The organism is Streptomyces cylindrosporus, from assembly GCF_022698165.1.
GTDB lineage: Bacteria > Actinomycetota > Actinomycetes > Streptomycetales > Streptomycetaceae > Streptomyces > Streptomyces cylindrosporus.
Genome location: NZ_JALDAY010000008.1, coordinates 325664 through 349299 on the forward strand (window position 1 = coordinate 325664; position 23636 = coordinate 349299).

Consider the following 23636-nt stretch of genomic DNA (forward strand, 5'->3'; position numbering starts at 1 on the left):
CTCAGCCCTGCGGCTCCAGGTCCTCCTCCTCGAAGACCAGCAGCGTGCGCGTGCTGAGCACTTCCGGCATGGCCTGCAGCCGGGTCAGCACCAGCTCGCGCAACGCCTTGTTGTCGGGTGTGTGCACCAGCAGCAGCACGTCGAAATCACCGCCCACCAGGGCGATGTGGGACGCGCCGGGCAGCTGTCTCAGCTGCTCGCGCACCGTCCGCCAGGAGTTCTGGACGATCTTCAGCGTGATGTACGCCGAGGTGCCCTGGCCTGCGCGTTCGTGGTTGACGCGGGCGCCGAAGCCACGGATGACGCCGTCCTCGATGAGGCGGTTGATACGCGCGTAGGCGTTGGCGCGCGAGACATGGACCCGTTCGGCGACCGACCTTATGGAGGCGCGGCCGTCCGCCTGGAGCATCTGCAGGATGTCCAGATCGATCGCGTCGAGGGGACGGGCGGGCGGCAGGGGGCCGATGCTCTCCGGCCCCTCGGCCATTTGTTCAGGTGCCATGTCCCCCCGCCTCCCTACCATGGACGTACTGCGTTCATTTGAGGCTGTGGAGAACCGTTTGTCCACAGCCTGAAGGTGCCTGTAGCCAAAATGTGCCGACGACCGAACAATCGGTAGGTGAGGCGCATCACACCCGTGGCGCGCCTGAAGCCGCTCCCACGAGGAGGTGCCGTCATGACGGTCATGGAGCAGCGGGGCGCGTACCGGCCATCGCCGCCGCCCGCCTGGCAGCCCCGCACCGACCCCGCGCCGCTGCTGCCCGACGCGGAGCCCTACCGCGTCCTCGGCACCGAGGCCGCCGCGAAGGCCGACCCGGCCCTGCTGCGCCGCCTGTACGCCGAGCTGGTGCGCGGCCGTCGGTACAACGCGCAGGCGACCGCGCTCACCAAGCAGGGCCGCCTCGCCGTGTACCCCTCCAGCACCGGCCAGGAGGCCTGCGAGGTGGCCGCCGCGCTCGCCCTGGAGGAGCGCGACTGGCTCTTCCCCAGCTACCGCGACACCCTCGCCGCCGTCGCCCGCGGCCTCGACCCCGTCCAGGCACTCACCCTCCTGCGCGGCGACTGGCACACCGGCTACGACCCGCACGAGCACCGCGTCGCCCCCTTGTGCACCCCGCTCGCCACCCAGCTCCCGCACGCCGTCGGCCTCGCGCACGCCGCCCGCCTCAAGGGCGACGACGTGGTCGCGCTCGCCATGGTCGGCGACGGCGGCTCCAGCGAGGGCGACTTCCACGAGGCACTGAACTTCGCCGCCGTGTGGCAGGCCCCGGTCGTCTTCCTGGTCCAGAACAACGGCTTCGCCATCTCCGTCCCGCTCGCCAAGCAGACCGCCGCGCCCTCCCTGGCCCACAAGGCCGTCGGGTACGGCATGCCCGGGCGGCTGGTCGACGGCAACGACGCGGCCGCCGTGCACGAGGTCCTCAGGGCCGCGATACGGCACGCGCGCGAGGGCGGCGGCCCCACCCTGATCGAGGCGATCACGTACCGCGTCGACGCGCACACCAACGCCGACGACGCGACCCGCTACCGCGGCGACGCCGAGGTCGAAGCCTGGCGCGCACACGACCCGATCGCGCTCCTGGAGCACGAGCTGACCGAGCGTCACCTCATCGACGATGACGGCATCCGGCACGCCAGCGAGGCCGCCGAGGCGATGGCCGCCGACCTGCGCGAGCGCATGAACCAGGACCCGGTGCTCGACCCCATGGACCTGTTCGCGCACGTCTACGCCGAGCCCACCCCGCAACTGCGCGAGCAGCAGGCCCTGCTCGCGGCCGAGCTCGCCGCGGAGCAGGAAGGCGGCCACCGATGACCACCGTCGCCCTCAAGCCGGCCACCATGGCGCAGGCCCTCACCCGCGCGCTCCGCGACGCCATGGCCGCCGACCCCACCGTGCACGTCATGGGCGAGGACGTCGGCACCCTCGGCGGTGTCTTCCGCGTCACCGACGGACTCGCCAAGGAGTTCGGCGACGACCGCTGCACCGACACCCCGCTCGCCGAGGCCGGCATCCTCGGCACCGCGGTCGGCATGGCGATGTACGGGCTGCGGCCGGTCGTGGAGATGCAGTTCGACGCGTTCGCGTACCCGGCCTTCGAGCAACTGATCAGCCATGTGTCGAGGATGCGCAACCGCACCCGCGGCGCCATGCCCCTCCCGATCACCGTCCGGGTCCCGTACGGCGGCGGCATCGGCGGCGTCGAGCACCACAGCGACTCCTCCGAGGCGTACTACATGGCGACTCCGGGGCTCCATGTCGTCACGCCCGCCACCGTCGCCGACGCCTACGGCCTGCTGCGCGCCGCCATCGCCTCCGACGACCCGGTGGTCTTCCTCGAACCCAAGCGCCTGTACTGGTCGAAGGACTCCTGGAACCCGGACGAGCCCTCGCCCGTTGAACCGATAGGCCGCGCGGTGGTGCGGCGCTCGGGCCGGAGCGCCACGCTCATCACGTACGGTCCGTCGGTACCCGTCTGCCTCGAAGCCGCCGAGGCCGCGCGGGCCGAGGGCTGGGACCTCGAAGTCGTCGACCTGCGCTCGCTGGTGCCGTTCGACGACGACACGGTCGCTGCTTCGGTACGGCGGACCGGGCGCGCGGTCGTCGTGCACGAGTCGGGCGGGTACGGCGGACCGGGCGGGGAGATCGCGGCCCGCGTCACCGAGCGCTGCTTCCACCACCTGGAGGCGCCGGTGCTGCGTGTGGCCGGGTTCGACATCCCGTATCCGCCGCCGATGCTGGAGCGTCACCACCTGCCCGGCGTGGACCGGATCCTGGACGCCGTCGGGCGTCTTCAGTGGGAGGCCGAGAGCTGATGGCACAGGTGCTGGAGTTCAAGCTCCCCGACCTCGGGGAGGGGCTCACCGAGGCGGAGATCGTGCGCTGGCTGGTCCAGGTCGGCGACGTCGTCGCGATCGACCAGCCGGTCGTCGAGGTCGAGACGGCCAAGGCGATGGTCGAGGTGCCCTGCCCCTACGGCGGCGTGGTCACGGCCCGCTTCGGCGAGGAGGGCACGGAACTTCCCGTGGGGGCGCCGCTGCTGACGGTCGCGGTAGGCCCGCAGGCCTCCGACGGGGACGCCGAGGGCTCGGGGAACGTGCTGGTGGGCTACGGCACGGGGGCGCCTCCGGCGCGCAGGCGGAGGGTGCGGCCGACGGGGCCGGGCGGTGGCGCGGCGGGTCCGGGTGCCGGTGCGGTGACGCCTGGACGGCGGCCGGGGCCCGCGGACGACGGCTCCGACGGGCGGATCGCGCCTGCTGCCGGGCGGGGACCCCTGCGGCAGAACGGCACGGTCGCGGTGGCCCACGGCGCGACTGTGGGCGACCGCGCCACTGCTGTCGACGACCGCGCCATGGCTGTCGACGCGGCGACCGAGGTGCGCGGGCCGGACCGCGGGCCGGATCGCGGGGACGGTCCCGTGCCGGTGATCTCCCCCCTCGTACGCCGCCTTGCCCGTGAGAACGGCCTGGATCTGCGGGAGTTGAACGGCTCCGGGCCCGACGGGCTGATCCTGCGGGCCGACGTCGAGTACGCCCTTCGCGCCTCCGCGGCCCGCAAGAGCGCGACACCGCCGCAGGCGCCTGCTCCTGCGGTCGCCGAAGGGACCCGTATCCCCCTCAAGGGCATCCGCGGTGCCGTCGCCGACAAGCTCTCCCGGAGCCGGCACGAGATACCGGACGCGACCTGCTGGGTGGACGCGGACGCGACCGAGCTCATGCGGGCGCGGGCCGCGATGAACGCCACGGGTGGAGCGAAGATCTCGCTCCTCGCGCTGCTGGCCCGCATCTGCACGGCCGCCCTCGCACGCTTCCCCGAGCTCAACTCCACGGTCGACATGGCGGCCCGGGAGGTCGTGCAACTGGACCACGTGCACCTGGGCTTCGCCGCGCAGACCGAGCGGGGCCTGGTCGTCCCGGTCGTACGGGACGCGCACGCGCGGGACGCCGAGGCGCTGACCGCGGAGTTCGCCCGGCTGACCGAGGCCGCCCGGGCGGGCGGTCTCACGCCCGGGGAACTGACCGGCGGGACCTTCACGTTGAACAACTACGGAGTGTTCGGCGTCGACGGCTCCACGCCGATCATCAACCACCCCGAGGCGGCCATGCTCGGCGTCGGCCGCATCGTCCCCAAGCCATGGGTGCACGAGGGCGAGCTGGCGGTCCGCCAGGTCGTCCAGCTCTCGCTCACCTTCGACCACCGCGTCTGCGACGGCGGCACGGCGGGCGGCTTCCTGCGGTACGTGGCGGACTGCGTGGAACAGCCGGCGGTACTGCTGCGGACATTGTGAGCGCGCGACCCCGCGCAATGACGTGCGGCCCCGCGCTATGGTGCTCAGCCCCGCGCTATGGTGCTCCGCCCCGCGAAGAGGCGCGCGGCTCGCGGAATCGCCGGCGTGACGGCCGTGCACCCTGTGATTGCGCGGCCGCCCGCACGTTCCCTGTGATCGTGGCGGCCCGCATACTCATGGGGTGACCTCGTACGAGCCCTCGGACGAAGCCGGTGCCGGCCCGGTGTACGACGCCGTCGTGCTCGCCGGGGGCGGGGCCCGGCGGCTCGGCGGCGCCGACAAGCCCGGTGTGCGGGTCGGCGGTCGGGCCCTGCTCGACCGGGTGCTCGCCGCCTGCGCCGACGCCCGTACGACCGTGGTCGTCGCCGACGCTCGGCCGACCGCGCGGCCCGTGCGGTGGGCGCGCGAGGAACCACCCGGCGGGGGGCCCGTGGCCGCGCTCGGCGCCGGGCTGCGGCACACCACGGCCGAGCAGGTCGTCGTACTCTCCGCGGACCTTCCGTTCCTCGAAGCGGCGACCGTACGCCGGCTGCTGACCGCCCTGCGCACGAGCGACGCCGACGGCGCCCTGCTCACCGACGCCGACGATCGCGACCAGCCACTGGTCGCCGCGTACCGCACGGCCGCCCTGCACCGCGAACTCGCCGCGCTGGCCGCCGCGGAGACGGCCGACCGGCGCGACGCGTCCGCCGCCCCCACCCCCGCCGGCCTCGTCGGCCTCCCCCTCCGTCGGCTCACCGCCGGTCTCCACCTCACCCGCGTCCCCGATCCCGTCGCCGCCTTCGACTGCGACACCTGGGACGACATCGCCACCGCCAGGGCACGTATCAGGGAGCATGGGCACGTGTTGGATGAATGGATTTCCGCTGCCAAGGACGAACTGGGCATCGACCTCGACGTCGACACCGGCGTGCTGCTCGACCTCGCCCGGGACGCCGCCCACGGTGTCGCCAGGCCCGCGGCGCCGCTGACCACCTTCCTTGTCGGGTACGCCGCAGCCCAGGCCGGCGGAGGCCCCGAGGCCGTCGCCGAGGCCGCCCGCAAGGCCGCCGCCCTCGCCCTGCGCTGGGAGCAGGAGGCCGCCGCCGACGCCAAGCCCGATACGGACGCCGGATGACCGCCCACCCCACCCGCACCGGCGAGGACGCCGAGGACCTCGACGTCGAGGAGGTGCTCGCGCTGGTGAACGACCCGGGCCGCCAAGGTTCCGCCGACCGTGGCCCCGCCGACCAGACACCGGCCCCCCGGACGTCCGCCCCGGACAACGCCGCGGCCCACAAGCCCGACGCGCACCACCGCGCCACCCCCTGGCCCGAGGCCCGCGCCAGGGCCTCCCGCGCCGCCCGTAGCGCCGCCCGGTCCGCCCAGCGCGCCCTTGTCTCCGTGCCCCTCGACGGGGCCCTCGGCCTCACCCTCGGCGCGCCCCTCAACGCGCTCACCGACCTGCCCTCCTTCGACACCTCGGCGATGGACGGCTGGGCGGTCGCCGGGCCCGGCCCCTGGGACGTACGGGACGAAGGAGTGCTGGCGGGGCACGGGGAGCCGGGGCCGCTGACCGACGGCGAGGCCGCGCGGATCGCCACCGGCGCTCGTATCCCCCTGGACACCACCGCCGTGCTGCGCACCGAGCACGGCCGCACCGACGCCCAGGGCCGCCTGCACGCCACCCGTGAGATGCAGCACGGCCAGGACATCCGCCCCAGGGGCCAGGAGTGCCGCTCGGGCGACCAGCTCCTGCCCGTCGGCACCCTCGTGACCCCGGCCGTGCTCGGGCTCGCGGCCGCCGCCGGCTACGACACCCTCACCGCCGTCCCCCGGCCCCGGGTCGAAGTGCTCGTCCTGGGCGACGAGTTGCTCACCAAGGGCCGGCCGCACGACGGTCTGATCAGGGACGCGCTCGGCCCGATGCTGCCGCCCTGGCTGCGCGCGCTCGGCGCCGAGGTCACCGCCGTACGACGGCTCGGCGACGACGCCAAGGCGCTGCACAAGGCCGTCACCACCTCCGACGCCGATCTGATCGTCACCACCGGCGGCACCGCCTCCGGACCCGTCGACCACGTCCACCCCACACTGCACCGCATCGGCGCCGAACTCCTCGTCGACGGCGTCAAGGTGCGCCCCGGACACCCCATGCTGCTGGCCCGCACCAAGGAGAACCAGCACCTCGTCGGCCTCCCCGGCAACCCCCTCGCCGCCGTCTCCGGCCTCCTCACCCTCGCCGAGCCGTTGCTGCGCACCCTCGCCGCCCACCCCGCGCCCGAGCCGTACGCGCTGCCCGTACAGGACACGGCCCATGGGCACCCGTACGACACCCGGCTCATCCCCGTGGTGCTGCGCGGGGATGTCGCCGTGCCGCTGCACTACAACGGTCCGGCCATGCTGCGCGGTATCGCGGCGGCCGACGCGCTGGCCGTCGTACCACCGGGCGGTGCCCGGGCCGGTCAGGAGCTCGAACTCCTCGATCTGCCTTGGGCGTCCGCCGGAATCGGGGTGTGTTTCACGTGAAACAACCGGGCCATGACGCGATCGCCCGGCAGGCGGACGAGCACCTCGTGACCCATCGGGTGAAACTCCCGAAGAAGGTGGTGGAGCGGCCGATCCGCCAGGTCGGCAAGCGGCTGCTGATGGCGCTGCTGGTGCTGGTCGCCACCGCCCTGATCGTCTACGTCGATCACGACGGCTACAACGACAACTCCGACGGCGCCGTCGACCTGCTCGATGCCTTCTACTACGCGACCGTCACCCTCTCCACGACCGGTTACGGCGACATCACCCCGGTCAGCGACGCCGCCCGGCTCACCAACATCTTCGTCATCACGCCCCTGCGCGTGCTGTTCCTGATCATCCTGGTCGGCACCACGCTCGAGGTCCTCACCGAGCGCACCCGCGAGGAATGGCGCCTCAACCGCTGGAGGTCCACCTTGCGGGATCACACCGTCGTCGTCGGCTTCGGGACGAAGGGGCGGTCGGCGATCCAGACCGTGTGCGCGACCGGGCTGAACAAGGAGCAGGTCGTCGTGGTCGACCCCAGCTCCAAGGTGATCGACGCGGCGACGGCCGAGGGCTACGCCGGGGTCATGGGGGACGCCACCCGCAGCGAGGTGCTCAAGCGCGCCGAGGTGCAGCGGGCGAAGCAGATCATCATCGCCACCCAGCGCGACGACACCGCCGTCCTGGTGACGTTGACGGCCCGGCAGCTCAACCGCGGCGCCAAGATCGTGGCCGCGGTGCGCGAGGAGGAGAACGCGCCGTTGCTCCAGCAGTCCGGTGCCGACGCGGTCATCACCAGCGCCAGCGCGGCCGGCCGGCTGCTCGGCCTGTCCGTGCTCAGCCCCGCGGCCGGCATGGTGATGGAGGACCTGATCCAGCAGGGCAGCGGCCTCGACATCGTCGAGCGGCCGGTGACCAGGGCCGAGGCGGGCAAGGGGCCGCGCGAGACGGAGGACCTGGTGGTGAGCGTCGTACGCGGTCATCGGGTGCTCGGATACGACGATCCGGCCATCGGCAAGCTGCAGTTGACGGACCGACTGATCACGATCGTGCGGGTGTCGCCGGGCGTTCAGGTCGCTCCCCACGCCCGGCCCCTCCCGCGGGACTGAGCCCTACTTGCGGTTGTACAGCCGCATCGTGACCGGCCCGAAGACCAGCACGAACAGGCCCGCCCAGCCCAGCGACCAGCCGACCTCGGCGGCCGGCCAGTCGCCGGCCATCAACCCCCGTACCGCGGACGACAGATGGGTGATCGGGCTGTTGTTGACGAAGGCCTGGAGCCAGCCCGGCATGGTGCTCGGGTCGACGAAGACGTTGGACAGGAAGGTCAGCGGGAAGATCACCATCATGCTGACGCCCATCACCGACTTCTCGGTGCGCAGCAGCAGCCCGAACATCGTCCAGATCCACGAGAACGCGAACGAGAACGCGACGAGCAGCGCGATCCCGGCGAGCACGCCACCGACGCCGCCGTCCGGGCGGTAGCCGATGATCAGGCCGACGGTGAGCATCACGACCGACGCGATCGTGTAGCGCAGGGCGTCGCCGAGCAGATAGCCGACCATCGTCGAGGGCCGCCAGATCGGCAGAGTACGGAAGCGGTCGAAGACGCCCTTCTCGATGTCGGTGTTGACCGAGACGCCCGTGTACATGGTGATCATCACGACCGACATCACCAGGATGCCCGGCAGCAGGAACTGGATGTACTGCTTCGGAGAGCCGGCCAGGGCACCCCCGAAGAGGTACGTGTACATCAGCACCATCATGATCGGGAACGCGGTGACGTCGAAGAGCTGCTCCGGCACATGCTTGATCTTGAGCATGGCCCGCCGGCCGAAGGTCAGCGAGGCGGACAGCGCGCTCGGGCGCGGCGGACGCCGGCCGCCGACCAGCAGCGCGGCGAGCGACTCGGCGCTGACGGGGGCCAGGTCCTGGGTCTCCGTGCTGGTCGCGGTACTCATGCCGGCACCTCGTCCTTCTTCGGCGTGTGCGTGTCGTGTCCGGTGAGGGCGAGGAAAACCTCGTCCAGGCTGGGCTGCCCCAGCGAGAAGTTGTCCACGGTGATCCCGGCGCGGGCCAGTTCGCCGAGCGCCCGGGCGGCCTGCTCGGCGGCGTCGCCACTGGTCGCCGTACCGACCCTGGCCGTCACCGCCACCGGGTCGGGCTCCAGCTGGACCTGCGCGTCCAGGGTCCGACGCAGCACGTCCGCCGCCTCGGGCCGCTGCTCGGCGTTCCGCAGCCGCAGGTGTACGGAGCCGGCGCCGACGGACGCCTTCAGCTCGCCCTTCGTGCCCTCGGCGATCACCCGGCCGTGGTCGATGACGGCGATCCGGGAGGCCAGCTGGTCGGCCTCGTCCAGGTACTGCGTGGTCAGCAGGACGGTCGTGCCCTGGGCGACCACGGCACGCACGATGTCCCAGACCTGGTTGCGGCTGCGGGGGTCGAGGCCGGTGGTCGGCTCGTCGAGGAAGAGCAGGTCGGGAGTGCTCAGGATGGAGGCCGCGATGTCGATACGGCGCCGCATGCCGCCGGAGTAGTGCTTGACCTGCCTGCCGGCCGCGTCCGTGAGCCCGAAGGCCTCCAGGAGCTGCCCGGAGCGCACGCGCGCGGCCTTCTTGCCGTGTCCGAGGAGGCGGCCCAGCAGAACCAGGTTCTCGGTGCCGGTGAGGTCCTCGTCGACCGACGCGTACTGGCCGGTGAGGCTGACGCGGGCGCGGACCTCGTCGGCCTCCCGCACGACGTCAAGGCCGAAGACATGGGCCTCGCCGCCGTCCGGCCTGAGCAGCGTGGCGAGCATCTTCACGGTGGTGGTCTTGCCGGCGCCGTTCGGGCCGAGGACGCCGTACACCGTGCCCGCCGGAACGGCGAGGTCGACGCCGTCGACGGCCCGGGTCTCGCCGAACGTCTTCACCAGTCCCGCGGTCTCGATGGCCAGGCCGTTCGTGTGCCGGCTCATGGTGGGTCTCCTTCCGCGCACTTGGGTCACGCATGGGAAGACCTTTGCCGTCGCCCGAACTCATCGGTGATCGCACACTTTTTTCGGCGCGCCCCGCCGACATCCGCGCCCCCCGCCGACCTCCGCGCGCCCCGCCGCCGGTGGGGGCGCCCGTCATCAGGAGTAGCGTCCCCTTCATGCATGCGATCACGATTCCCGAACCTGGTGGGCCCGAGGCGCTGGTGTGGGACGAGGTCCCCGATCCCGTGCCCGGCGAGGGCGAGGTCCTGGTCGAGGTGGCGGCCAGCGCCGTCAACCGCGCCGACATCCTGCAACGGCAGGGCTTCTACGATCCGCCGCCCGGCGCGTCCCGCTATCCCGGCCTGGAGTGCTCGGGCCGGATCGCCGCGCTCGGCCCCGGCGTCTCGGGCTGGGCCGTCGGCGACGAGGTGTGCGCGCTGCTCTCCGGCGGCGGTTACGCCGAGAAGGTCGCCGTACCGGCGGGGCAACTGCTGCCCGTGCCCGAGGGCGTCGGCCTCAGGGCGGCCGCGGCGCTGCCCGAGGTGGTCTGCACGGTCTGGTCGAACGTCTTCATGATCGCCCACCTGCGTCCCGGGGAGACCCTGCTCGTGCACGGCGGCTCCAGCGGCATCGGCACGATGGCGATCCAGCTCGCGAAGGCCGTCGGGGCCAAGGTCGCGGTGACCGCGGGCACCAAGGAGAAGCTGGAGTACTGCGGCGAGCTCGGCGCCGAGATCCTCGTCAACTACCGGGAGCAGGACTTCGTCGAGGAGGTGAAGGCGGCCACCGACGGGGCGGGCGCCGACGTCATCCTCGACAACATGGGCGCCAAGTACCTGGACCGGAACATCCAGACCCTCGCCGTCAACGGCCGCCTCGCCGTGATCGGCATGCAGGGCGGGATCAAGGGCGAGCTGAACCTCGCCGCGCTCCTGAACAAGCGGGCCGCCGTCACGGCCGCCTCGCTGCGGGCGCGTCCGCTGGAGGAGAAGGCGGCCATCGTGGCGGCCGTACGCGAACACGTCTGGCCGCTGCTGTCCGGCGGCCACGTCCGTCCCGTCGTCGACCGCGAACTCCCGATGAGCGACGCGGCGGCCGCGCACCGGGTGGTGGAGGAGAGCAGCCACATCGGCAAGGTCCTGCTGATCACACCCTGACCTGCGGGGCCGACACAGCGGGAAGCCGGCTAACCCCGGCGCAACCGCAGCCCGATGAACGCGAGTCCCAGGCCGAGCCCGATCAGGACCAGCCCGCTGCCCAGCGGCAGGATCCGCAGCACGGGCTCGGCCGGCGACTCGGCCCGCGCGACGGCCTGCCGTACGGGCCGGGCAGGCGGCGCCGAGCCGACCTGCTCGGCCTGCGGCGACTCGTCGGCGTCCGGGCTGTCGACACCCTCGGCGGCCTCCTCCGGGGCGTCACCGCCGTCGTCGCCCGCCTCCTCGCCCACTCCCTCGTCCGTGGCGTCGTCCGCAGGCGTCGACACGTCCGCCCGCCCGGGCCGCTCCCGCCCCTCCCCGGCCGCACTCCCGGCCCGCGAAGGCTCCCCGGCAGACGCGGACCCGGAAGGCCCGGGGGCCGGACCACGCCCGACGGCGCCCGTCGATACGGGCACGTGCGTCGATACGCCCCCGTACGACGGAACGGCGGCGTGCGTCGATACGGGAGCGTCCGTCGAAACGGCCCGGTGCGTCGATACGCTGCCGGCCGTCGAAACGCCCCCGTACGTCGAAACGCCCCCGTACGTCGAAACGCCCCCGTACGTCGAAACGCCCCCGTACGTCGATACGGCCCCGTACGACGCACCCATCGCAACACTCGCCCCCACTCCCAACCCCACTCCCATCCCCACCCCCACCACCACTCCCGCCCCCCTCAAAGCCCGCAGCCATGAAGTCACGTCACCAGCGTCACCCCCTCCCGCACGTCCGGCATTCCGGGTTCCGCCAAATAAGGCGGTACGGCTGCACAATCCCGGTATGTCGATACGTCACGGCCTGCTGGCGCTCCTGGAACACGGCCCCCGCTACGGCTCACGACTGCGCACCGAGTTCGAGGCGCGTACCGGCGGGACCTGGCCGCTGAACATCGGGCAGGTCTACACGACCCTCGGCCGGCTGGAGCGGGACGGGATGGTCGCGCAGGACGGCGAGGACGAGGCGGGGCGGGCGCTGTACGCGCTGACGCAGGCCGGCCGCGACGAACTGCGCGCGTGGTTCGCGGCGCCCGTCGAGCGCGCGAGCCCGCCCCGCGACGAGCTGGCGATCAAGCTGGCGCTGGCCGTCGGCGCACCCGGCGTGGACGTGCGGGCGGTCGTGGAGGCGCAGCGCCGGCACGTGGCGGACGCGCTGCACGAGTACGTGCGGCAGCGGGCGCAGGCGTTGTCCAGGACGCCCGAGCACCCCGACGAGGTGGCGCGGCTGCTGGTCCTGGAGCAGCTGATCTGCCACGCGGAGGCGGAGATCCGCTGGCTGGACCACTGCGAGGCCCGCCTGCTGAGGCTGATCACCGTCACCCGGCCGCGACCCGAGGAGTGACAGCATCTTCCGCGCCGTAAACGGTGGATCACCTTCCACGGGGGGCACCACGGTGATGAGATGCACGCGTGCGAGAGAATGGCGGCATGGAGATGCCGAGGAACGAACGCTCAGCGGAGACCCCCCAGATCCTGGTCGTCGGCCAGGACGGCATGGCGATTGGCGGCGGTACGGACGAGGACTCCCGCGAGATCCCGGTGACCGAGCAGGTCGAGCAGCCGGCCAAGGTCATGCGGATCGGCAGCATGATCAAGCAGCTTCTGGAGGAAGTGCGCGCGGCTCCTCTGGACGAGGCCAGCCGGGCTCGGCTCAAGGAGATCCACCGCAGCTCGGTGAAGGAGCTGGAGGATGGTCTGGCGCCGGAGCTGGTCGAGGAGCTGGAGCGGCTGTCCCTGCCGTTCCAGGACGAGGGGACCCCGAGCGACGCCGAACTGCGTATCGCGCAGGCCCAGTTGGTGGGCTGGCTGGAGGGCCTCTTCCACGGCATCCAGACCACGCTGTTCGCCCAGCAGATGGCCGCGCGGGCCCAGTTGGAGCAGATGCGCCGCGCGCTCCCGCCCGGCGTGGGCGGCCACGAGATGGGCGAGGACGGCGGCCAGGCGGCCGGCCGCACCGGCGGACCGTACCTGTAACGACCAACGACGTGACCGACACGAAAGGCCCGGCAGCCGAGACCGCCGGGCCTTTCGTGTCACGCGATCAGCTCGCCGGGTTGCCCGTCGAGACCTCCAGGGTGATCTGCACGTTGTCCGGGTCCGCGTCGGAACCGGCCTCCGGCGACTGCTTGATCACCGCGCCCTCGCCGTACGTGTTCTCGTCGATGTCCTCGACCTTGACCGTCCATCCGGCGTCCGCCGCGCACTCCTTGACCGAGTCGATGTACTTGAACCGGAAGTCGGGCACCCGGATCTTGTTCTCGTCGGTGTACGACTCCTGCGGCTCGGTGCACTCCGTCGAGTCGATCGTCTTCGCTGTGTCCGGCCCGCGATAGCCCTCCGCGTGCGTCGCCGAGCTGCTCGCGTCGGTGCCGCCGCCGCTTCCGCCGCCGTTGTCGTCGCTGCTCGCGTTGCCGCTGTTGAACAGGATGGTGGCCAGCAGCCCGGTCACGGCGATGATCGCGACGACCACCATGATGACGACCACCGGCTTGTTGCCCTTGTCGCCGGCCCGCGCGGGCGGGGGCGTCGCGGGCTGCGGCGAGAGGTTGTACGGCGGCGGGGTCTGCGGCTGCTGCGCGAACGGAGGCGGCGTCCGGTAGCCGCCCTGCTGCGGATAGCCGTACGACGGAGAAGGCGTCGGCGAGGGCGCCGGTGTGCCGTACGGGTTCGGCGTCGGGGCCGGCTGGTACGGCTGCTGGACCGGGGCCGGCGGCGGCGTCGCGTGGTTGACCGGCGGGAACACCGCGGCGCCGACGCCCGCGCCGCTCGCGGTGGGCGCGCCGGGGACGATGCTCGGCGGGGCGCCCTGGAGGGACGCGGCCACCCGCAGGCACTCGTCGCGCATGGCCTCGGCGCTCGGGAAGCGCTCGTTCGGGTTCTTCTTCAGCGCGCGGGCGACCAGCGCGTCCACCGCCGGCGGCAGCGCCCGGTTGATCGAGGAGGGCGCCACCGGCTCCTCCTGCACGTGCGCGTACGCGATCGCCAGCGGCGAGTCCGCGTCGAACGGCAGCCGCCCGGTGACCAGTTGGAACAGCATGATGCCGACCGAGTACAGGTCGGAGCGGGCGTCCACGCCACGGCCCAGGGCCTGTTCGGGCGAGAGGTACTGCGGGGTGCCGACGACCATGCCGGTCTGCGTCATGGAGGTGACGCCGGACTGCATGGCACGCGCGATGCCGAAGTCCATCACCTTGACGACGCCGCGCTTGGTCACCATGACGTTGCCCGGCTTGATGTCGCGGTGGACCAGCCCCATCTCGTGGCTGATCTCCAGCGCCGCGAGCACGTCCGCGGTGACCTTCAGCGCCTTGTCCGCGGGCATCGCGCCGAACTGCCGTACGTCCTCGTCGAGCACCGAGCCCAGCGGGCGGCCCTCGACGTACTCCATGACGATGTACGGCGTCGTCATGGAGTCGACGCTGTCCTCGCCGGTGTCGAAGACCGAGACGATGTTGGTGTGCGTGAGCTTGGCCACGGCCTGGGCCTCGCGGCGGAAGCGCTCGCGGAAGGCCTGCTCGCGGCCGAGCTCGGTGTGCAGGGTCTTGATCGCGACCTGCCGGTCGAGCACGGAGTCGTAGGCGAGGTGCACCGAGGCCATGCCGCCCTGGCCGAGCAAGTCGCGCAGCTGGTAGCGGCCACCGGCCAGCGCCCTTCCCGCGTACCGGCCCTGCGCGCCGTCCTGGCTCATCTTCCGTGTCCCCCATGGGCCTTCAGGCGCCGTAGACCGTCATCGCCGGGCTGACAGGCGGTGATCGAATGTGTTATTCCCGGCCAAGTCTGCCCCAGGGCACTGACACGTCAAGCGCGATGCCCGTTCCGTGACCGTACGCGAAAGAAGCGTCGTGGGAGCGTTACAGAGGTTGTACTCGCGGTACACAGAATTTGCACGACGGGCGGGGATGACGGTTTGATGGCCGGTCCGTCTCGTGCCGGTTCCGGCTCCCTTCTCGGACCGGCGGCTTGCGTTGAGGCTGTAGCGTGGCCGACGGAGACCGTAACAACACCGCGCGCACCGCGGGCAGAAACGACGGCGAGGACTGATGGAGCAGCAGCAGCGCGCTCAGGGCCCGTCCGACCCCGAGGCGACTGGCGGCGGAATGTCAGATGCGCCGGAGATGTGGGGTAACGGCGGGCTGGTCGGCGACGGGCGATACCGGCTGACCCGCAGACTCGGCCGGGGCGGCATGGCAGAGGTGTTCGCCGCCGAGGACGTGCGCCTGGGGCGCACCGTCGCGGTCAAGCTGCTGCGCGCCGACCTCGCCGAGGACCCGGTCTCCAAGGCCCGCTTCACGCGCGAGGCGCAGTCCGTGGCCGGCCTCAACCACCACGCGATCGTCGCCGTGTACGACTCCGGCGAGGACTTCGTCGGCGGCCAGTCGGTGCCGTACATCGTCATGGAGATCGTCGAGGGGCGCACCATCCGCGACCTCCTCATCAACGCCGAGGCGCCGGGCCCCGAGCAGGCCCTGATCATCGTCTCGGGTGTCCTGGAGGCGCTCGCCTACTCGCACCAGCACGGAATCGTGCACCGCGACATCAAGCCGGCGAACGTGATCATCACCCACAACGGCGCCGTCAAGGTGATGGACTTCGGCATCGCGCGTGCCCTGCACGGCGCGTCCACGACGATGACCCAGACCGGCATGGTCATGGGCACGCCGCAGTACCTCTCGCCGGAGCAGGCGCTCGGCAAGGCCGTCGACCACCGCTCCGACCTGTACGCGACCGGCTGCCTCCTGTACGAACTCCTCGCGCTGCGGCCCCCGTTCGTCGGCGAGACGCCGCTGTCGGTGGTCTACCAGCACGTCCAGGACATCCCGGTCCCGCCGTCCCAGATCTCGAACGGCGAGGCCCCGCCGGAACTCGACGGCCTGGTCATGCGTTCACTGGCCAAGGAGCCCGACGACCGCTTCCAGACCGCCGAGGAGATGCGCGGGCTGGTCCAGTACGGCCTGCAGATGCTGTACGACCAGGGCGGGCACACCGGCACCTGGAACACCGGCCCGGTCGACGTGCACGACGGCCGGCACACCCCGGCGGCCGGTTTCGCCGGCACGGCGGTGCTGCCACACCCCGGTGACGGCTCCGGTACGACGCAGATCCCGGCGCCGATCCTGCCCGGCGGTTACGGCGGCGGGGACGACGGCGGCTTCGAGGGGCACGGCAACCGGGGCAGCGGCCGCGGCAAGCTGTGGATCCTGGCCGTCCTCGCGGTGATCGCGATCGCGGCGGGCGTCGCGCTGGCGCTGAACAACACCGGTGGCGGCAGCGGCGGTGGCGGCACCACGCAGTCGCCGACCACCTCGCAGACCAGCAAGGACGACACCTCCTCCGAGACGCCGAGCGAGGAGCCGACGGACACGTCCACCGACACGTCGACGGACGACACCTCCGGCACGACCTCCGGGTCGGGGGACTACACGCCGTCGTACACCCCGTCGTACACGCCGTCGGCGACCCCGAGCAGCGAGCCGACCGACGAGCCGACGGACGAGCCGACGACGAACGAGCCGACGAGCAGCAACCCGACCACCGGCGACCCCACGGGCGGCTCCACCGACCCCGCGGACGGCGGCGCCGACAACGGCGGCACGACCGGCGTCACCAGCGGCGCGCTCGGGGGCTGACGCCGGCCGGCAAGGCGACCTTCACGCGCGCGTAGGGCCGTGGAACCGCTCCACGCGCGCGTGCTGCTTTTCCGAGGCGTCCGCCTCAGTCCGCGAACGCCTCGCACACCGCGTCGTACTCGCGTGTCCACCACACCACGAGCGCCGAGGCCGCCGGGAACTGGCAGTCCGCGCGGGTGTCGCCGCGCTCGTAGTGCCAGCGCAGCATCCAGAAGTCGTTGAGGCGCTCCCACCACACGCGGTGCACGGCCGCCGCGAGCTGGGAGGGCGTGGCGCCGGCCGCACGCCGGTACGCGCGCGCGTACGCCCGTACCTTCGGCAGGTCGAGCGCCCCCACGGGCCGTACGAAGAAGATCGCGGCGGCGCGTACGGCCTCCTCCGCCCGCGGGCGCAGGCCGAGCCGGTCCCAGTCGACGATCGCGGCCGGGGCGTCGCCCTTGTAGAGCAGGTTGAACGGGTGGAAGTCCCCGTGCACCCAGCCCACCGAGCCCCCGCGCGCGGGCCGCCGCCCGGAGTGCTGCTCCAGCAGCGCGCGCCGCTCCAGAAGCCGGTGCCGGGCCAGCTCGTCGAAGGAGTCGGCGGGCCGGTGCCGCCGTACCCGGCCGAGCAGGTCGTCGATGAGGGTGAAGGTGTCCGCGGGGTCGGCGCTCTCGCCCGTATCGGATCCGCGCGCCCGCGCGTGCGCCGGCATCACGCGCTCCAGGCTTGCGTGTACGACGCCCAGGAGCGCCCCCAGCCGCTCGCACTGACCGGTGGTGAGCTGGCCGCCGTGCCGGTGCCGGCCCTCGATCCAGGGGTGCAGGGCGTAGGCGTGCCCGCCGACCACGGCGACCGTGCGCCCGTCCCGGCCCGGCAGCGGGGGCGCCACCGGGACGCCCAGGTCGGCCAGGCGCTGGGTGGCCCGGTGCTGGCGGGCGATGGCGGCCGGGTCGGCGGTCTCGGGGTCGAAGTGGTGCTTGAGGAAGTAGCGGCCCCGGGTGGTGCACAGGCGGTAGCCGCGGTTCAGCAGGCCCTGGTCGACGGGCTCGCACGCGACGGGGGAACCGGCGGTGTACTGGCGCAGCAAGGCGCCCAGCGGGGGCGCGTGAGGCACGTGGGGTGGTACATGGGAGCGCGGCACGCGCCAGATGCTAGGGCACGAGCCGGGCCCTTGAGCTGGGCTTTGTCGCAGACAGTCGTCGTCAGTCGCTTTCGGTCACGGGATGTGCTCGAAGTGGCGTTCCAGGCCACCATCGATGGAATGGACCGTGCCGAACTGCGGCTCGACGCTCAGATAGACGGGCTCGTACGGTTCGCCGTCCACCAGCCGCGGCATCGGTCCGAACCGCTCGGTCTCGGCGGCCGTCGGCTCGTGGGCGGCGCACTCCCCGACCACCTGCACCGACCACAGGCTCTCCCCGGGCCGCGCCGAGCTCAGGTTGTCCGCGCCGTACGCCACCACGCTCCCGGCGCACGCCCGGTGGTAGCCACAGCTCCGCGGCAGCCGCAGCAGCACCCGGCCGTCGGCCACGATGTGCCGGGCGAAGGCCAGGAAGGGCAGCGCGCGCATGCTGGTGGCGACGCGGCCGTAGTCGGTGCGGGCGAGCAGCTCGACGGCGAGACGTTCGTCGGAGGGCATGCAAACAATGTCGGACACGCCCGCCTCTCGGGGGAGAGGACTTTGGTCCTCAATGGCGCTGCTGTTCGGCCTGTGTGCGCGCCACGTACGCGGCCGCCTGGGAGCGCCGCTGCATACCGAGTTTGGAAAGCAGACTCGATACGTAGTTCTTGATCGTCTTCTCGGCCAGGTGCAGCCGCTCGCCGATCTGCCGGTTGGTGAGCCCCTCGCCGATGAGGTCGAGGATCCTGCGCTCCTGCTCGGTGAGGTGCGCGAGCCTGTCGTCCCCCTTGGCGTCCTTGCCGTCGCGCAGCCGCTCCAGCACGCGCGCGGTGGCCACCGGGTCCAGCAAGGACTTGCCGGCCGCGACGTCCCGTACGGCCGTCAGCAGTTCGTGGCCGCGGATCGCCTTGAGGGCGTATCCGGAGGCGCCCGCCATGATCGCGTCGAAGAGGGCCTCGTCGTCGGCGAAGGAGGTCAGCATCAGGCAGTTGACGGACTCGTCCGCGGCGCGGATCTCCCGGCACACCTCGACGCCGCTGCCGTCCGGGAGCCGTACGTCGAGCACCGCCACGTCGGGCCGGGTGGCCGGAATCCGTACCAGCGCGTCGGCCGCCGTACCGGCCTCGCCGACCACCTCGATGTCGTCCTCGACCGCGAGCAGCTCATGGACCCCGCGCCGGACCACCTCGTGGTCGTCGAGAAGAAATACCCGGATTTTTCCGTCTTCGCGCACATGGGCAGTCTCACACAGTGGTACCAGTCCCGCTTGAGGAGGGCTCTTCCGGTGAGCTGGGTCACCGGGATAACGTGCCGTTGTTCCGGCCCCCTGCAAGGCTGTGACCAGGAGATGTTCCCGACTTTCGCGATTTACTTGGAAATCAAAGCAAAATCGCAGGTCAGGAGGGGTTTCACAGAAATGTGGAGCACTGGGTAACGTGCCTTTTGCAGGGCGCTCGCCGGGGCACCTGTCACGCCTGTTCCCGACCGGGCCGCACCCACCCTGTGCGTCCGTAGGGCTGCAGGTGAGCCGCACTGGCACCCGGCGAACCCGGGATGCCGGACCGACGGAGGAGCACACGTGACCGTGGAGAGCACTGCCGCGCGCAAACCGCGACGCAGCGCCGGAACCAAGAGCACGGCCGGCAAGCGCACGACCGCAAAGAACGCGCCGGGCACCGACCCGGAGCTCGTACAGCTGCTGACGCCCGAGGGCGAACGCGTCAAGAACGCCGAGTACGACAAGTACGTCGCCGGCATCACCCCCGACGATCTCCGCGGCCTGTACCGCGACATGGTCCTCACCCGGCGCTTCGACGCCGAGGCCACCTCCCTGCAGCGCCAGGGCGAGCTGGGACTGTGGGCCTCGCTGCTCGGCCAGGAGGCCGCCCAGATCGGCTCCGGCCGCGCCACCCGCGAGGACGACTACGTCTTCCCGACCTACCGCGAGCACGGCGTCGCCTGGTGCCGCGGGGTCGACCCGACCAACCTGCTGGGCATGTTCCGCGGCGTGAACAACGGCGGCTGGGATCCCAACACCAACAACTTCCAGCTCTACACGATCGTCATCGGCTCCCAGACGCTGCACGCCACCGGCTACGCGATGGGCATCGCCAAGGACGGCGCGGACAGCGCGGTGATCGCCTACTTCGGCGACGGCGCGTCCAGCCAGGGCGACGTCGCCGAGTCGTTCACCTTCTCCGCGGTCTACAACGCCCCGGTCGTGTTCTTCTGCCAGAACAACCAGTGGGCCATCTCCGAGCCCACCGAGAAGCAGACCCGCGTCCCGCTCTACCAGCGCGCCCAGGGCTTCGGCTTCCCGGGCGTCCGCGTCGACGGCAACGACGTCCTCGCCTGCCTCGCGGTCACCAAGTGGGCGCTGGAGCGGGCCCGCAGCGGCGAGGGACCGACGCTCGTGGAGGCGTACACCTACCGGATGGGCGCCCACACCACCTCCGACGACCCCACCCGCTACCGGGGCGACGACGAGCGCCTGGCCTGGGAGGCGAAGGACCCGATCCTGCGCCTTCGCCGGTACCTGGAGGCCTCAAACCACGCGGACGAGGGATTTTTCGCGGAACTCGAGGCCGAGTCCGAGGCGTTGGGCAAACGAGTGCGCGAGGCGGTCCGTGCCATGCCGGACCCGGACCACTTCGCCATCTTCGAGAACGCGTACGCGGACGGGCATGCGCTCGTCGACGAGGAACGAGCCCAGTTCGCCGCCTACCAGGCGTCGTTCGCGGATGGAGAGGGGGCCTGACCATGGCTGCAGAGAAGATGGCTCTGGCCAAGGCGATCAACGAGTCGCTGCGCCGCGCCCTGGACTCCGACCCCAAGGTCCTCGTCATGGGCGAGGACGTCGGCAAGCTCGGCGGCGTCTTCCGCGTGACGGACGGCCTCCAGAAGGACTTCGGCGAGAGCCGGGTCATCGACACCCCCCTCGCCGAGTCCGGCATCGTCGGCACGGCGATCGGCCTCGCGCTGCGCGGCTACCGCCCGGTGGTGGAGATCCAGTTCGACGGCTTCGTCTTCCCGGCCTACGACCAGATCGTCACCCAGCTCGCCAAGATGCACGCGCGCTCCCTGGGCAAGGTCAAGCTCCCGGTCGTCGTCCGCATCCCCTACGGCGGCGGCATCGGCGCGGTCGAGCACCACTCCGAGTCCCCGGAGTCGCTGTTCGCGCACGTGGCGGGCCTGAAGGTGGTCTCCCCGTCCAACGCCTCGGACGCGTACTGGATGATGCAGCAGGCCATCCAGTCCGACGACCCGGTGATCTTCTTCGAGCCCAAGCGGCGCTACTGGGACAAGGGCGAGGTCAACACGGAAGCGATCCCCGGCCCGCTGCACAAGGCCCAGGTCGTCCGCGAGGGCACCGACCTGACCCTGGTGGCCTACGGCCCGATGGTCAAGCTCTGCCACGAGGTCGCCGACGCGGCGGCGGAGGAGGGCAAGAGCCTGGAGGTCCTGGACCTGCGCTCGGTCTCCCCGCTGGACTTCGACTCGATCCAGGCGTCGGTGCAGAAGACGCGCCGCCTGGTCGTGGTCCACGAGGCGCCGGTGTTCTTCGGCTCGGGCGCGGAGATCGCCGCCCGGATCACCGAGCGCTGCTTCTACCACCTGGAGGCCCCGGTGCTCAGGGTCGGCGGCTACCACGCCCCCTACCCGCCGGCCCGCCTGGAGGAGGAGTACCTGCCGGGCCTGGACCGGGTGCTCGACACCGTCGACCGCGCCCTGGCGTACTGAGGAGAGGGTTCGTGACGACGATGACGGAAGCGTCCGTACGCGAGTTCAAGATGCCGGACGTGGGCGAGGGGCTCACCGAGGCCGAGATCCTCAAGTGGTACGTCAAGCCCGGCGACACGGTCACCGACGGCCAGGTGGTCTGCGAGGTCGAGACGGCGAAGGCGGCCGTCGAACTGCCCATCCCGTACGACGGAGTGGTCCGCGACCTGCACTTCCCCGAGGGCACCACGGTCGACGTGGGCACGTCGATCATCGCGGTGGACGTGTCGGGCGGGACCGGTGCCGGGGCCGAGGCTCCCGCATCGGCCGAGGCTCCCACGTCGGCCGAGGCTCCCACGTCGGCCGAGGTCCCCGCGCCGGCGAAGGCTCCCGCGCCGGCCGAGGAGAAGAAGCCGGAGGGCTCGGGCCGCCAGCCCGTGCTCGTCGGCTACGGCGTGGCCGCGTCCTCCACCAAGCGGCGCCCGCGCAAGGGCCCCGAGGTCGCCGTCTCCCAGGCCTCGACGGCGATCCAGACGGAACTGAACGGACACGGCCCGGTGGCCGAGCCCGTCGCGGCGCCGAAGGAGCGCCCGCTCGCCAAGCCGCCCGTGCGCAAGCTGGCCAAGGACCTCGGCGTGGACCTCGCGACGGTGGTCCCGTCCGGCCCGGACGGCGTCATCACGCGCGAGGACGTGCACGCGGCGGTCGCCCCGCCGGCGGCCGAGCCGGTGACGGCACCGGCCGTGTCGGTGCCCCCGGCGCCCGTGCCGGCGTACGACACCGCCCGCGAGACCCGCATCCCGATCAAGGGCGTCCGCAAGGCCACGGCCCAGGCGATGGTCAACTCGGCCTTCACGGCGCCGCACGTCACGGAGTTCGTGACGGTGGACGTGACGCGCACGATGAAGCTGGTCGAGGAGCTCAAGGAGGACAAGGAGTTCGCGGGCCTGCGCGTGAACCCGCTGCTCCTGATCGCCAAGGCCCTCCTGGTCGCCATCCGCCGCAACCCGGACGTCAACGCGTCCTGGGACGAGGCGGCCCAGGAGATCGTGCTCAAGCACTACGTCAACCTCGGCATCGCGGCGGCGACCCCGCGCGGCCTGATCGTCCCGAACATCAAGGACGCGCACGCCAAGACGCTGCCGGAACTGGCGGGGGCGCTGGGCGAGTTGGTGTCCACGGCACGGGAGGGCAAGACGTCCCCGGCCGCGATGCAGGGCGGGACCGTCACCATCACCAACGTCGGCGTCTTCGGCGTCGACACCGGCACGCCGATCCTGAACCCCGGTGAGTCCGCGATCCTCGCGGTCGGGGCGATCAAGCTCCAGCCGTGGGTCCACAAGGGCAAGGTGAAGCCGCGCCAGGTCACGACGCTGGCGCTGAGCTTCGACCACCGCCTGGTGGACGGCGAGCTGGGCTCCAAGGTGCTGGCGGATGTGGCGGCGATCCTGGAACAGCCGAAACGGCTGATCAGCTGGGCATGACATTCCCGAACGGGATCGATTGAACAGCGAAGGGACGGCCGCAAGTTCAAGTTGCGGCCGCCCCTTCATTCATCAGAGCGACGGCGAGGGCTTCGTCGGCCTGGAAGGGCGCGGGCTACCCCACCGGCTTCTCCGCCAGGAGCGTTGCGATCCTTCGCTTCGAGGTCTTGCCGGGCTCCTGCACCACCCGCGTGGTCACGATCAGCCCGGCTGCCTCCATCAGTTCCACGAGCCGTTCCACCGGCTGCAGATGGGACTCGTACGACACCGGGTGTCCGCCGTAACCCTGCGTCGGCCGGAGCCGTTCGCCGTCTCCGACGTAACCCGCCAGCATCAGCGTGCCGCCTGCCTTGAGGGTGCGGTGGAACTCGGTGTAGATCAGCGGGAGTACCTCGGGTGGCGTGTGGTGGGTGGAGTAGTACGCGAGGATGCCGCCCAGGGAGTCGTCCGCGATGTCCAGTGCTGTCATCGAGCCGACGGAGAAGGACAGTTCGGGGTGGTTGTGCCGGGCCAGTTCCACCATGCGCGGTGACAGGTCGACGCCGGACACGGGGACGCCCAGCGCGGCGAGGTGCGCCGTCACGAAGCCCGGCCCGCATCCCAGGTCCGCGACCGGTCCGAGGTCCGTCTCCCGCACGATCTCCGCGAACACGCCCAGCATGCCTCGCGACAGCGGATCCAGCGCGGCAGGCCTCGGCACCTGCTCGACGTAGTCGGCGGCGACGGTGTCGTACGACTGCCGGACAGCGGAAAGATACGAGGGCTCCAAAGTCACCCGCCCG

General features: G+C 71.8%; 22 protein-coding genes. 13 read left to right on the plus strand and 9 right to left on the minus strand.

Going from position 1 to position 23636, the window contains the following annotated elements:
- Position 1 precedes the first annotated feature (1 nt).
- On the minus strand, positions 2-502 hold the full coding sequence (locus MQP27_RS27175; protein ID WP_372511321.1) for an Lrp/AsnC family transcriptional regulator: 501 nt from the start codon (positions 500-502) through the stop codon (positions 2-4).
- Between the two features lie 174 nt (positions 503-676).
- On the opposite strand from MQP27_RS27175, the gene pdhA (MQP27_RS27180) reads away from it, so the two are divergent.
- The 6 genes from pdhA (MQP27_RS27180) to MQP27_RS27205 all read left to right on the plus strand — a co-directional run bounded on the left by pdhA (MQP27_RS27180) (position 677) and on the right by MQP27_RS27205 (position 7885).
- The gene (pdhA, locus tag MQP27_RS27180) at positions 677-1813 is read left to right on the plus strand and encodes a pyruvate dehydrogenase (acetyl-transferring) E1 component subunit alpha (RefSeq protein WP_242768515.1); all 1137 of its coding nucleotides are present in this window, start codon (positions 677-679) and stop codon (positions 1811-1813) included.
- Positions 1810-2814, plus strand: coding sequence for an alpha-ketoacid dehydrogenase subunit beta (locus MQP27_RS27185; RefSeq protein WP_242768516.1), 1005 nt, complete (start codon positions 1810-1812; stop codon positions 2812-2814). Before pdhA (MQP27_RS27180) ends, MQP27_RS27185 begins: the two co-directional genes overlap by 4 nt.
- Positions 2814-4286, plus strand: a complete 1473-nt coding sequence (locus MQP27_RS27190) for a dihydrolipoamide acetyltransferase family protein (RefSeq protein ID WP_242768517.1) — start codon at positions 2814-2816, stop codon at positions 4284-4286. The genes MQP27_RS27185 and MQP27_RS27190 overlap by 1 nt, the downstream gene beginning before the upstream one ends.
- 181 nt (positions 4287-4467) lie before the next feature.
- Positions 4468-5403 (plus strand): NTP transferase domain-containing protein, encoded by a 936-nt coding sequence (locus MQP27_RS27195; RefSeq protein WP_242768518.1) that lies wholly within the window; start codon positions 4468-4470, stop codon positions 5401-5403.
- Positions 5400-6791 carry a molybdopterin molybdotransferase MoeA gene (locus MQP27_RS27200; RefSeq protein ID WP_242768520.1) on the plus strand — a complete coding sequence of 464 codons (1392 nt, stop codon included), beginning with the start codon at positions 5400-5402 and terminating at the stop codon, positions 6789-6791. The genes MQP27_RS27195 and MQP27_RS27200 overlap by 4 nt, the downstream gene beginning before the upstream one ends.
- On the plus strand, positions 6788-7885 hold the full coding sequence (locus tag MQP27_RS27205; protein ID WP_242768522.1) for a potassium channel family protein: 1098 nt from the start codon (positions 6788-6790) through the stop codon (positions 7883-7885). Before MQP27_RS27200 ends, MQP27_RS27205 begins: the two co-directional genes overlap by 4 nt.
- A 3-nt stretch (positions 7886-7888) precedes the next feature.
- Here the strand turns inward: MQP27_RS27205 and MQP27_RS27210 are convergent, their stop codons facing one another.
- Together MQP27_RS27210 and MQP27_RS27215 are read right to left on the minus strand one after the other, a co-directional pair.
- Positions 7889-8737 (minus strand): ABC transporter permease, encoded by an 849-nt coding sequence (locus tag MQP27_RS27210; protein ID WP_242768523.1) that lies wholly within the window; start codon positions 8735-8737, stop codon positions 7889-7891.
- Positions 8734-9732 (minus strand): ATP-binding cassette domain-containing protein, encoded by a 999-nt coding sequence (locus tag MQP27_RS27215; RefSeq protein ID WP_242768525.1) that lies wholly within the window; start codon positions 9730-9732, stop codon positions 8734-8736. Before MQP27_RS27215 ends, MQP27_RS27210 begins: the two co-directional genes overlap by 4 nt.
- A 176-nt stretch (positions 9733-9908) precedes the next feature.
- Between MQP27_RS27215 and MQP27_RS27220 the strand changes: the two genes are divergently transcribed.
- Positions 9909-10889 (plus strand): NAD(P)H-quinone oxidoreductase, encoded by a 981-nt coding sequence (locus MQP27_RS27220; RefSeq protein ID WP_242768526.1) that lies wholly within the window; start codon positions 9909-9911, stop codon positions 10887-10889.
- 29 nt (positions 10890-10918) lie between these two features.
- Here MQP27_RS27220 and MQP27_RS27225 read toward each other — a convergent pair whose 3' ends face one another.
- On the minus strand, positions 10919-11215 hold the full coding sequence (locus MQP27_RS27225) for a hypothetical protein (protein WP_242768527.1): 297 nt from the start codon (positions 11213-11215) through the stop codon (positions 10919-10921).
- A gap of 493 nt (positions 11216-11708) precedes the next feature.
- On the opposite strand from MQP27_RS27225, the gene MQP27_RS27230 reads away from it, so the two are divergent.
- Complete coding sequence (locus tag MQP27_RS27230) at positions 11709-12266, plus strand: PadR family transcriptional regulator (protein ID WP_242768529.1); 558 nt, start codon at positions 11709-11711, stop codon at positions 12264-12266.
- 86 nt (positions 12267-12352) lie between these two features.
- The gene (locus tag MQP27_RS27235) at positions 12353-12898 is read left to right on the plus strand and encodes a bacterial proteasome activator family protein (RefSeq protein ID WP_242768531.1); all 546 of its coding nucleotides are present in this window, start codon (positions 12353-12355) and stop codon (positions 12896-12898) included.
- A gap of 67 nt (positions 12899-12965) precedes the next feature.
- On the opposite strand, the gene MQP27_RS27240 is transcribed toward MQP27_RS27235, so the two are convergent.
- Positions 12966-14612, minus strand: coding sequence for a protein kinase domain-containing protein (locus tag MQP27_RS27240; protein ID WP_242768532.1), 1647 nt, complete (start codon positions 14610-14612; stop codon positions 12966-12968).
- Positions 14613-14964: 352 nt separating this feature from the next.
- Here MQP27_RS27240 and MQP27_RS27245 point away from each other — a divergent pair, with 352 nt between their 5' ends.
- On the plus strand, positions 14965-16551 hold the full coding sequence (locus MQP27_RS27245) for a protein kinase domain-containing protein (RefSeq protein WP_242768533.1): 1587 nt from the start codon (positions 14965-14967) through the stop codon (positions 16549-16551).
- 85 nt (positions 16552-16636) lie between these two features.
- Here MQP27_RS27245 and MQP27_RS27250 read toward each other — a convergent pair whose 3' ends face one another.
- The 3 genes from MQP27_RS27250 to MQP27_RS27260 form a co-directional block, all read right to left on the minus strand.
- Positions 16637-17644 carry a phosphotransferase gene (locus tag MQP27_RS27250; RefSeq protein WP_242768774.1) on the minus strand — a complete coding sequence of 336 codons (1008 nt, stop codon included), beginning with the start codon at positions 17642-17644 and terminating at the stop codon, positions 16637-16639.
- 102 nt (positions 17645-17746) lie between these two features.
- A complete protein-coding gene (locus MQP27_RS27255) occupies positions 17747-18169 on the minus strand; it encodes a pyridoxamine 5'-phosphate oxidase family protein (RefSeq protein ID WP_242768534.1) in 423 nt (140 codons plus the stop codon).
- Positions 18170-18218: 49 nt separating this feature from the next.
- Positions 18219-18884, minus strand: coding sequence for a response regulator (locus tag MQP27_RS27260; protein WP_242768536.1), 666 nt, complete (start codon positions 18882-18884; stop codon positions 18219-18221).
- Positions 18885-19229: 345 nt separating this feature from the next.
- Here MQP27_RS27260 and pdhA (MQP27_RS27265) point away from each other — a divergent pair, with 345 nt between their 5' ends.
- From pdhA (MQP27_RS27265) to MQP27_RS27275, 3 genes are read left to right on the plus strand one after another with little or no spacing between them, the layout of a single operon-like run.
- Positions 19230-20408 (plus strand): pyruvate dehydrogenase (acetyl-transferring) E1 component subunit alpha, encoded by a 1179-nt coding sequence (gene pdhA / locus MQP27_RS27265; RefSeq protein WP_242768537.1) that lies wholly within the window; start codon positions 19230-19232, stop codon positions 20406-20408.
- 2 nt (positions 20409-20410) lie between these two features.
- Positions 20411-21391, plus strand: a complete 981-nt coding sequence (locus MQP27_RS27270) for an alpha-ketoacid dehydrogenase subunit beta (RefSeq protein WP_242768538.1) — start codon at positions 20411-20413, stop codon at positions 21389-21391.
- An 11-nt stretch (positions 21392-21402) separates the two neighbouring features.
- Positions 21403-22854, plus strand: coding sequence for a dihydrolipoamide acetyltransferase family protein (locus MQP27_RS27275; protein WP_242768539.1), 1452 nt, complete (start codon positions 21403-21405; stop codon positions 22852-22854).
- 115 nt (positions 22855-22969) lie between these two features.
- Here MQP27_RS27275 and MQP27_RS27280 read toward each other — a convergent pair whose 3' ends face one another.
- The gene (locus MQP27_RS27280; protein ID WP_242768540.1) at positions 22970-23629 is read right to left on the minus strand and encodes a class I SAM-dependent methyltransferase; all 660 of its coding nucleotides are present in this window, start codon (positions 23627-23629) and stop codon (positions 22970-22972) included.
- Positions 23630-23636: the final 7 nt, after the last annotated feature.

What these genes read in the sequence shown, in the direction of transcription:
- MQP27_RS27175 (WP_372511321.1), bottom strand. Translation starts at nt 502, where the DNA reads ATGGCACCTGAACAAATGGCCGAGGGGCCGGAGAGCATCGGCCCCCTG.
- pdhA (WP_242768515.1), top strand. Translation starts at nt 677, where the DNA reads ATGACGGTCATGGAGCAGCGGGGCGCGTACCGGCCATCGCCGCCGCCC.
- MQP27_RS27185 (WP_242768516.1), top strand. Translation starts at nt 1,810, where the DNA reads ATGACCACCGTCGCCCTCAAGCCGGCCACCATGGCGCAGGCCCTCACC.
- MQP27_RS27190 (WP_242768517.1), top strand. Translation starts at nt 2,814, where the DNA reads ATGGCACAGGTGCTGGAGTTCAAGCTCCCCGACCTCGGGGAGGGGCTC.
- MQP27_RS27200 (WP_242768520.1), top strand. Translation starts at nt 5,400, where the DNA reads ATGACCGCCCACCCCACCCGCACCGGCGAGGACGCCGAGGACCTCGAC.
- MQP27_RS27210 (WP_242768523.1), bottom strand. Translation starts at nt 8,737, where the DNA reads ATGAGTACCGCGACCAGCACGGAGACCCAGGACCTGGCCCCCGTCAGC.
- MQP27_RS27215 (WP_242768525.1), bottom strand. Translation starts at nt 9,732, where the DNA reads ATGAGCCGGCACACGAACGGCCTGGCCATCGAGACCGCGGGACTGGTG.
- MQP27_RS27220 (WP_242768526.1), top strand. Translation starts at nt 9,909, where the DNA reads ATGCATGCGATCACGATTCCCGAACCTGGTGGGCCCGAGGCGCTGGTG.
- MQP27_RS27230 (WP_242768529.1), top strand. Translation starts at nt 11,709, where the DNA reads ATGTCGATACGTCACGGCCTGCTGGCGCTCCTGGAACACGGCCCCCGC.
- MQP27_RS27235 (WP_242768531.1), top strand. Translation starts at nt 12,353, where the DNA reads ATGGAGATGCCGAGGAACGAACGCTCAGCGGAGACCCCCCAGATCCTG.
- MQP27_RS27240 (WP_242768532.1), bottom strand. Translation starts at nt 14,612, where the DNA reads ATGAGCCAGGACGGCGCGCAGGGCCGGTACGCGGGAAGGGCGCTGGCC.
- MQP27_RS27245 (WP_242768533.1), top strand. Translation starts at nt 14,965, where the DNA reads ATGGAGCAGCAGCAGCGCGCTCAGGGCCCGTCCGACCCCGAGGCGACT.
- MQP27_RS27255 (WP_242768534.1), bottom strand. Translation starts at nt 18,169, where the DNA reads ATGCCCTCCGACGAACGTCTCGCCGTCGAGCTGCTCGCCCGCACCGAC.
- MQP27_RS27270 (WP_242768538.1), top strand. Translation starts at nt 20,411, where the DNA reads ATGGCTGCAGAGAAGATGGCTCTGGCCAAGGCGATCAACGAGTCGCTG.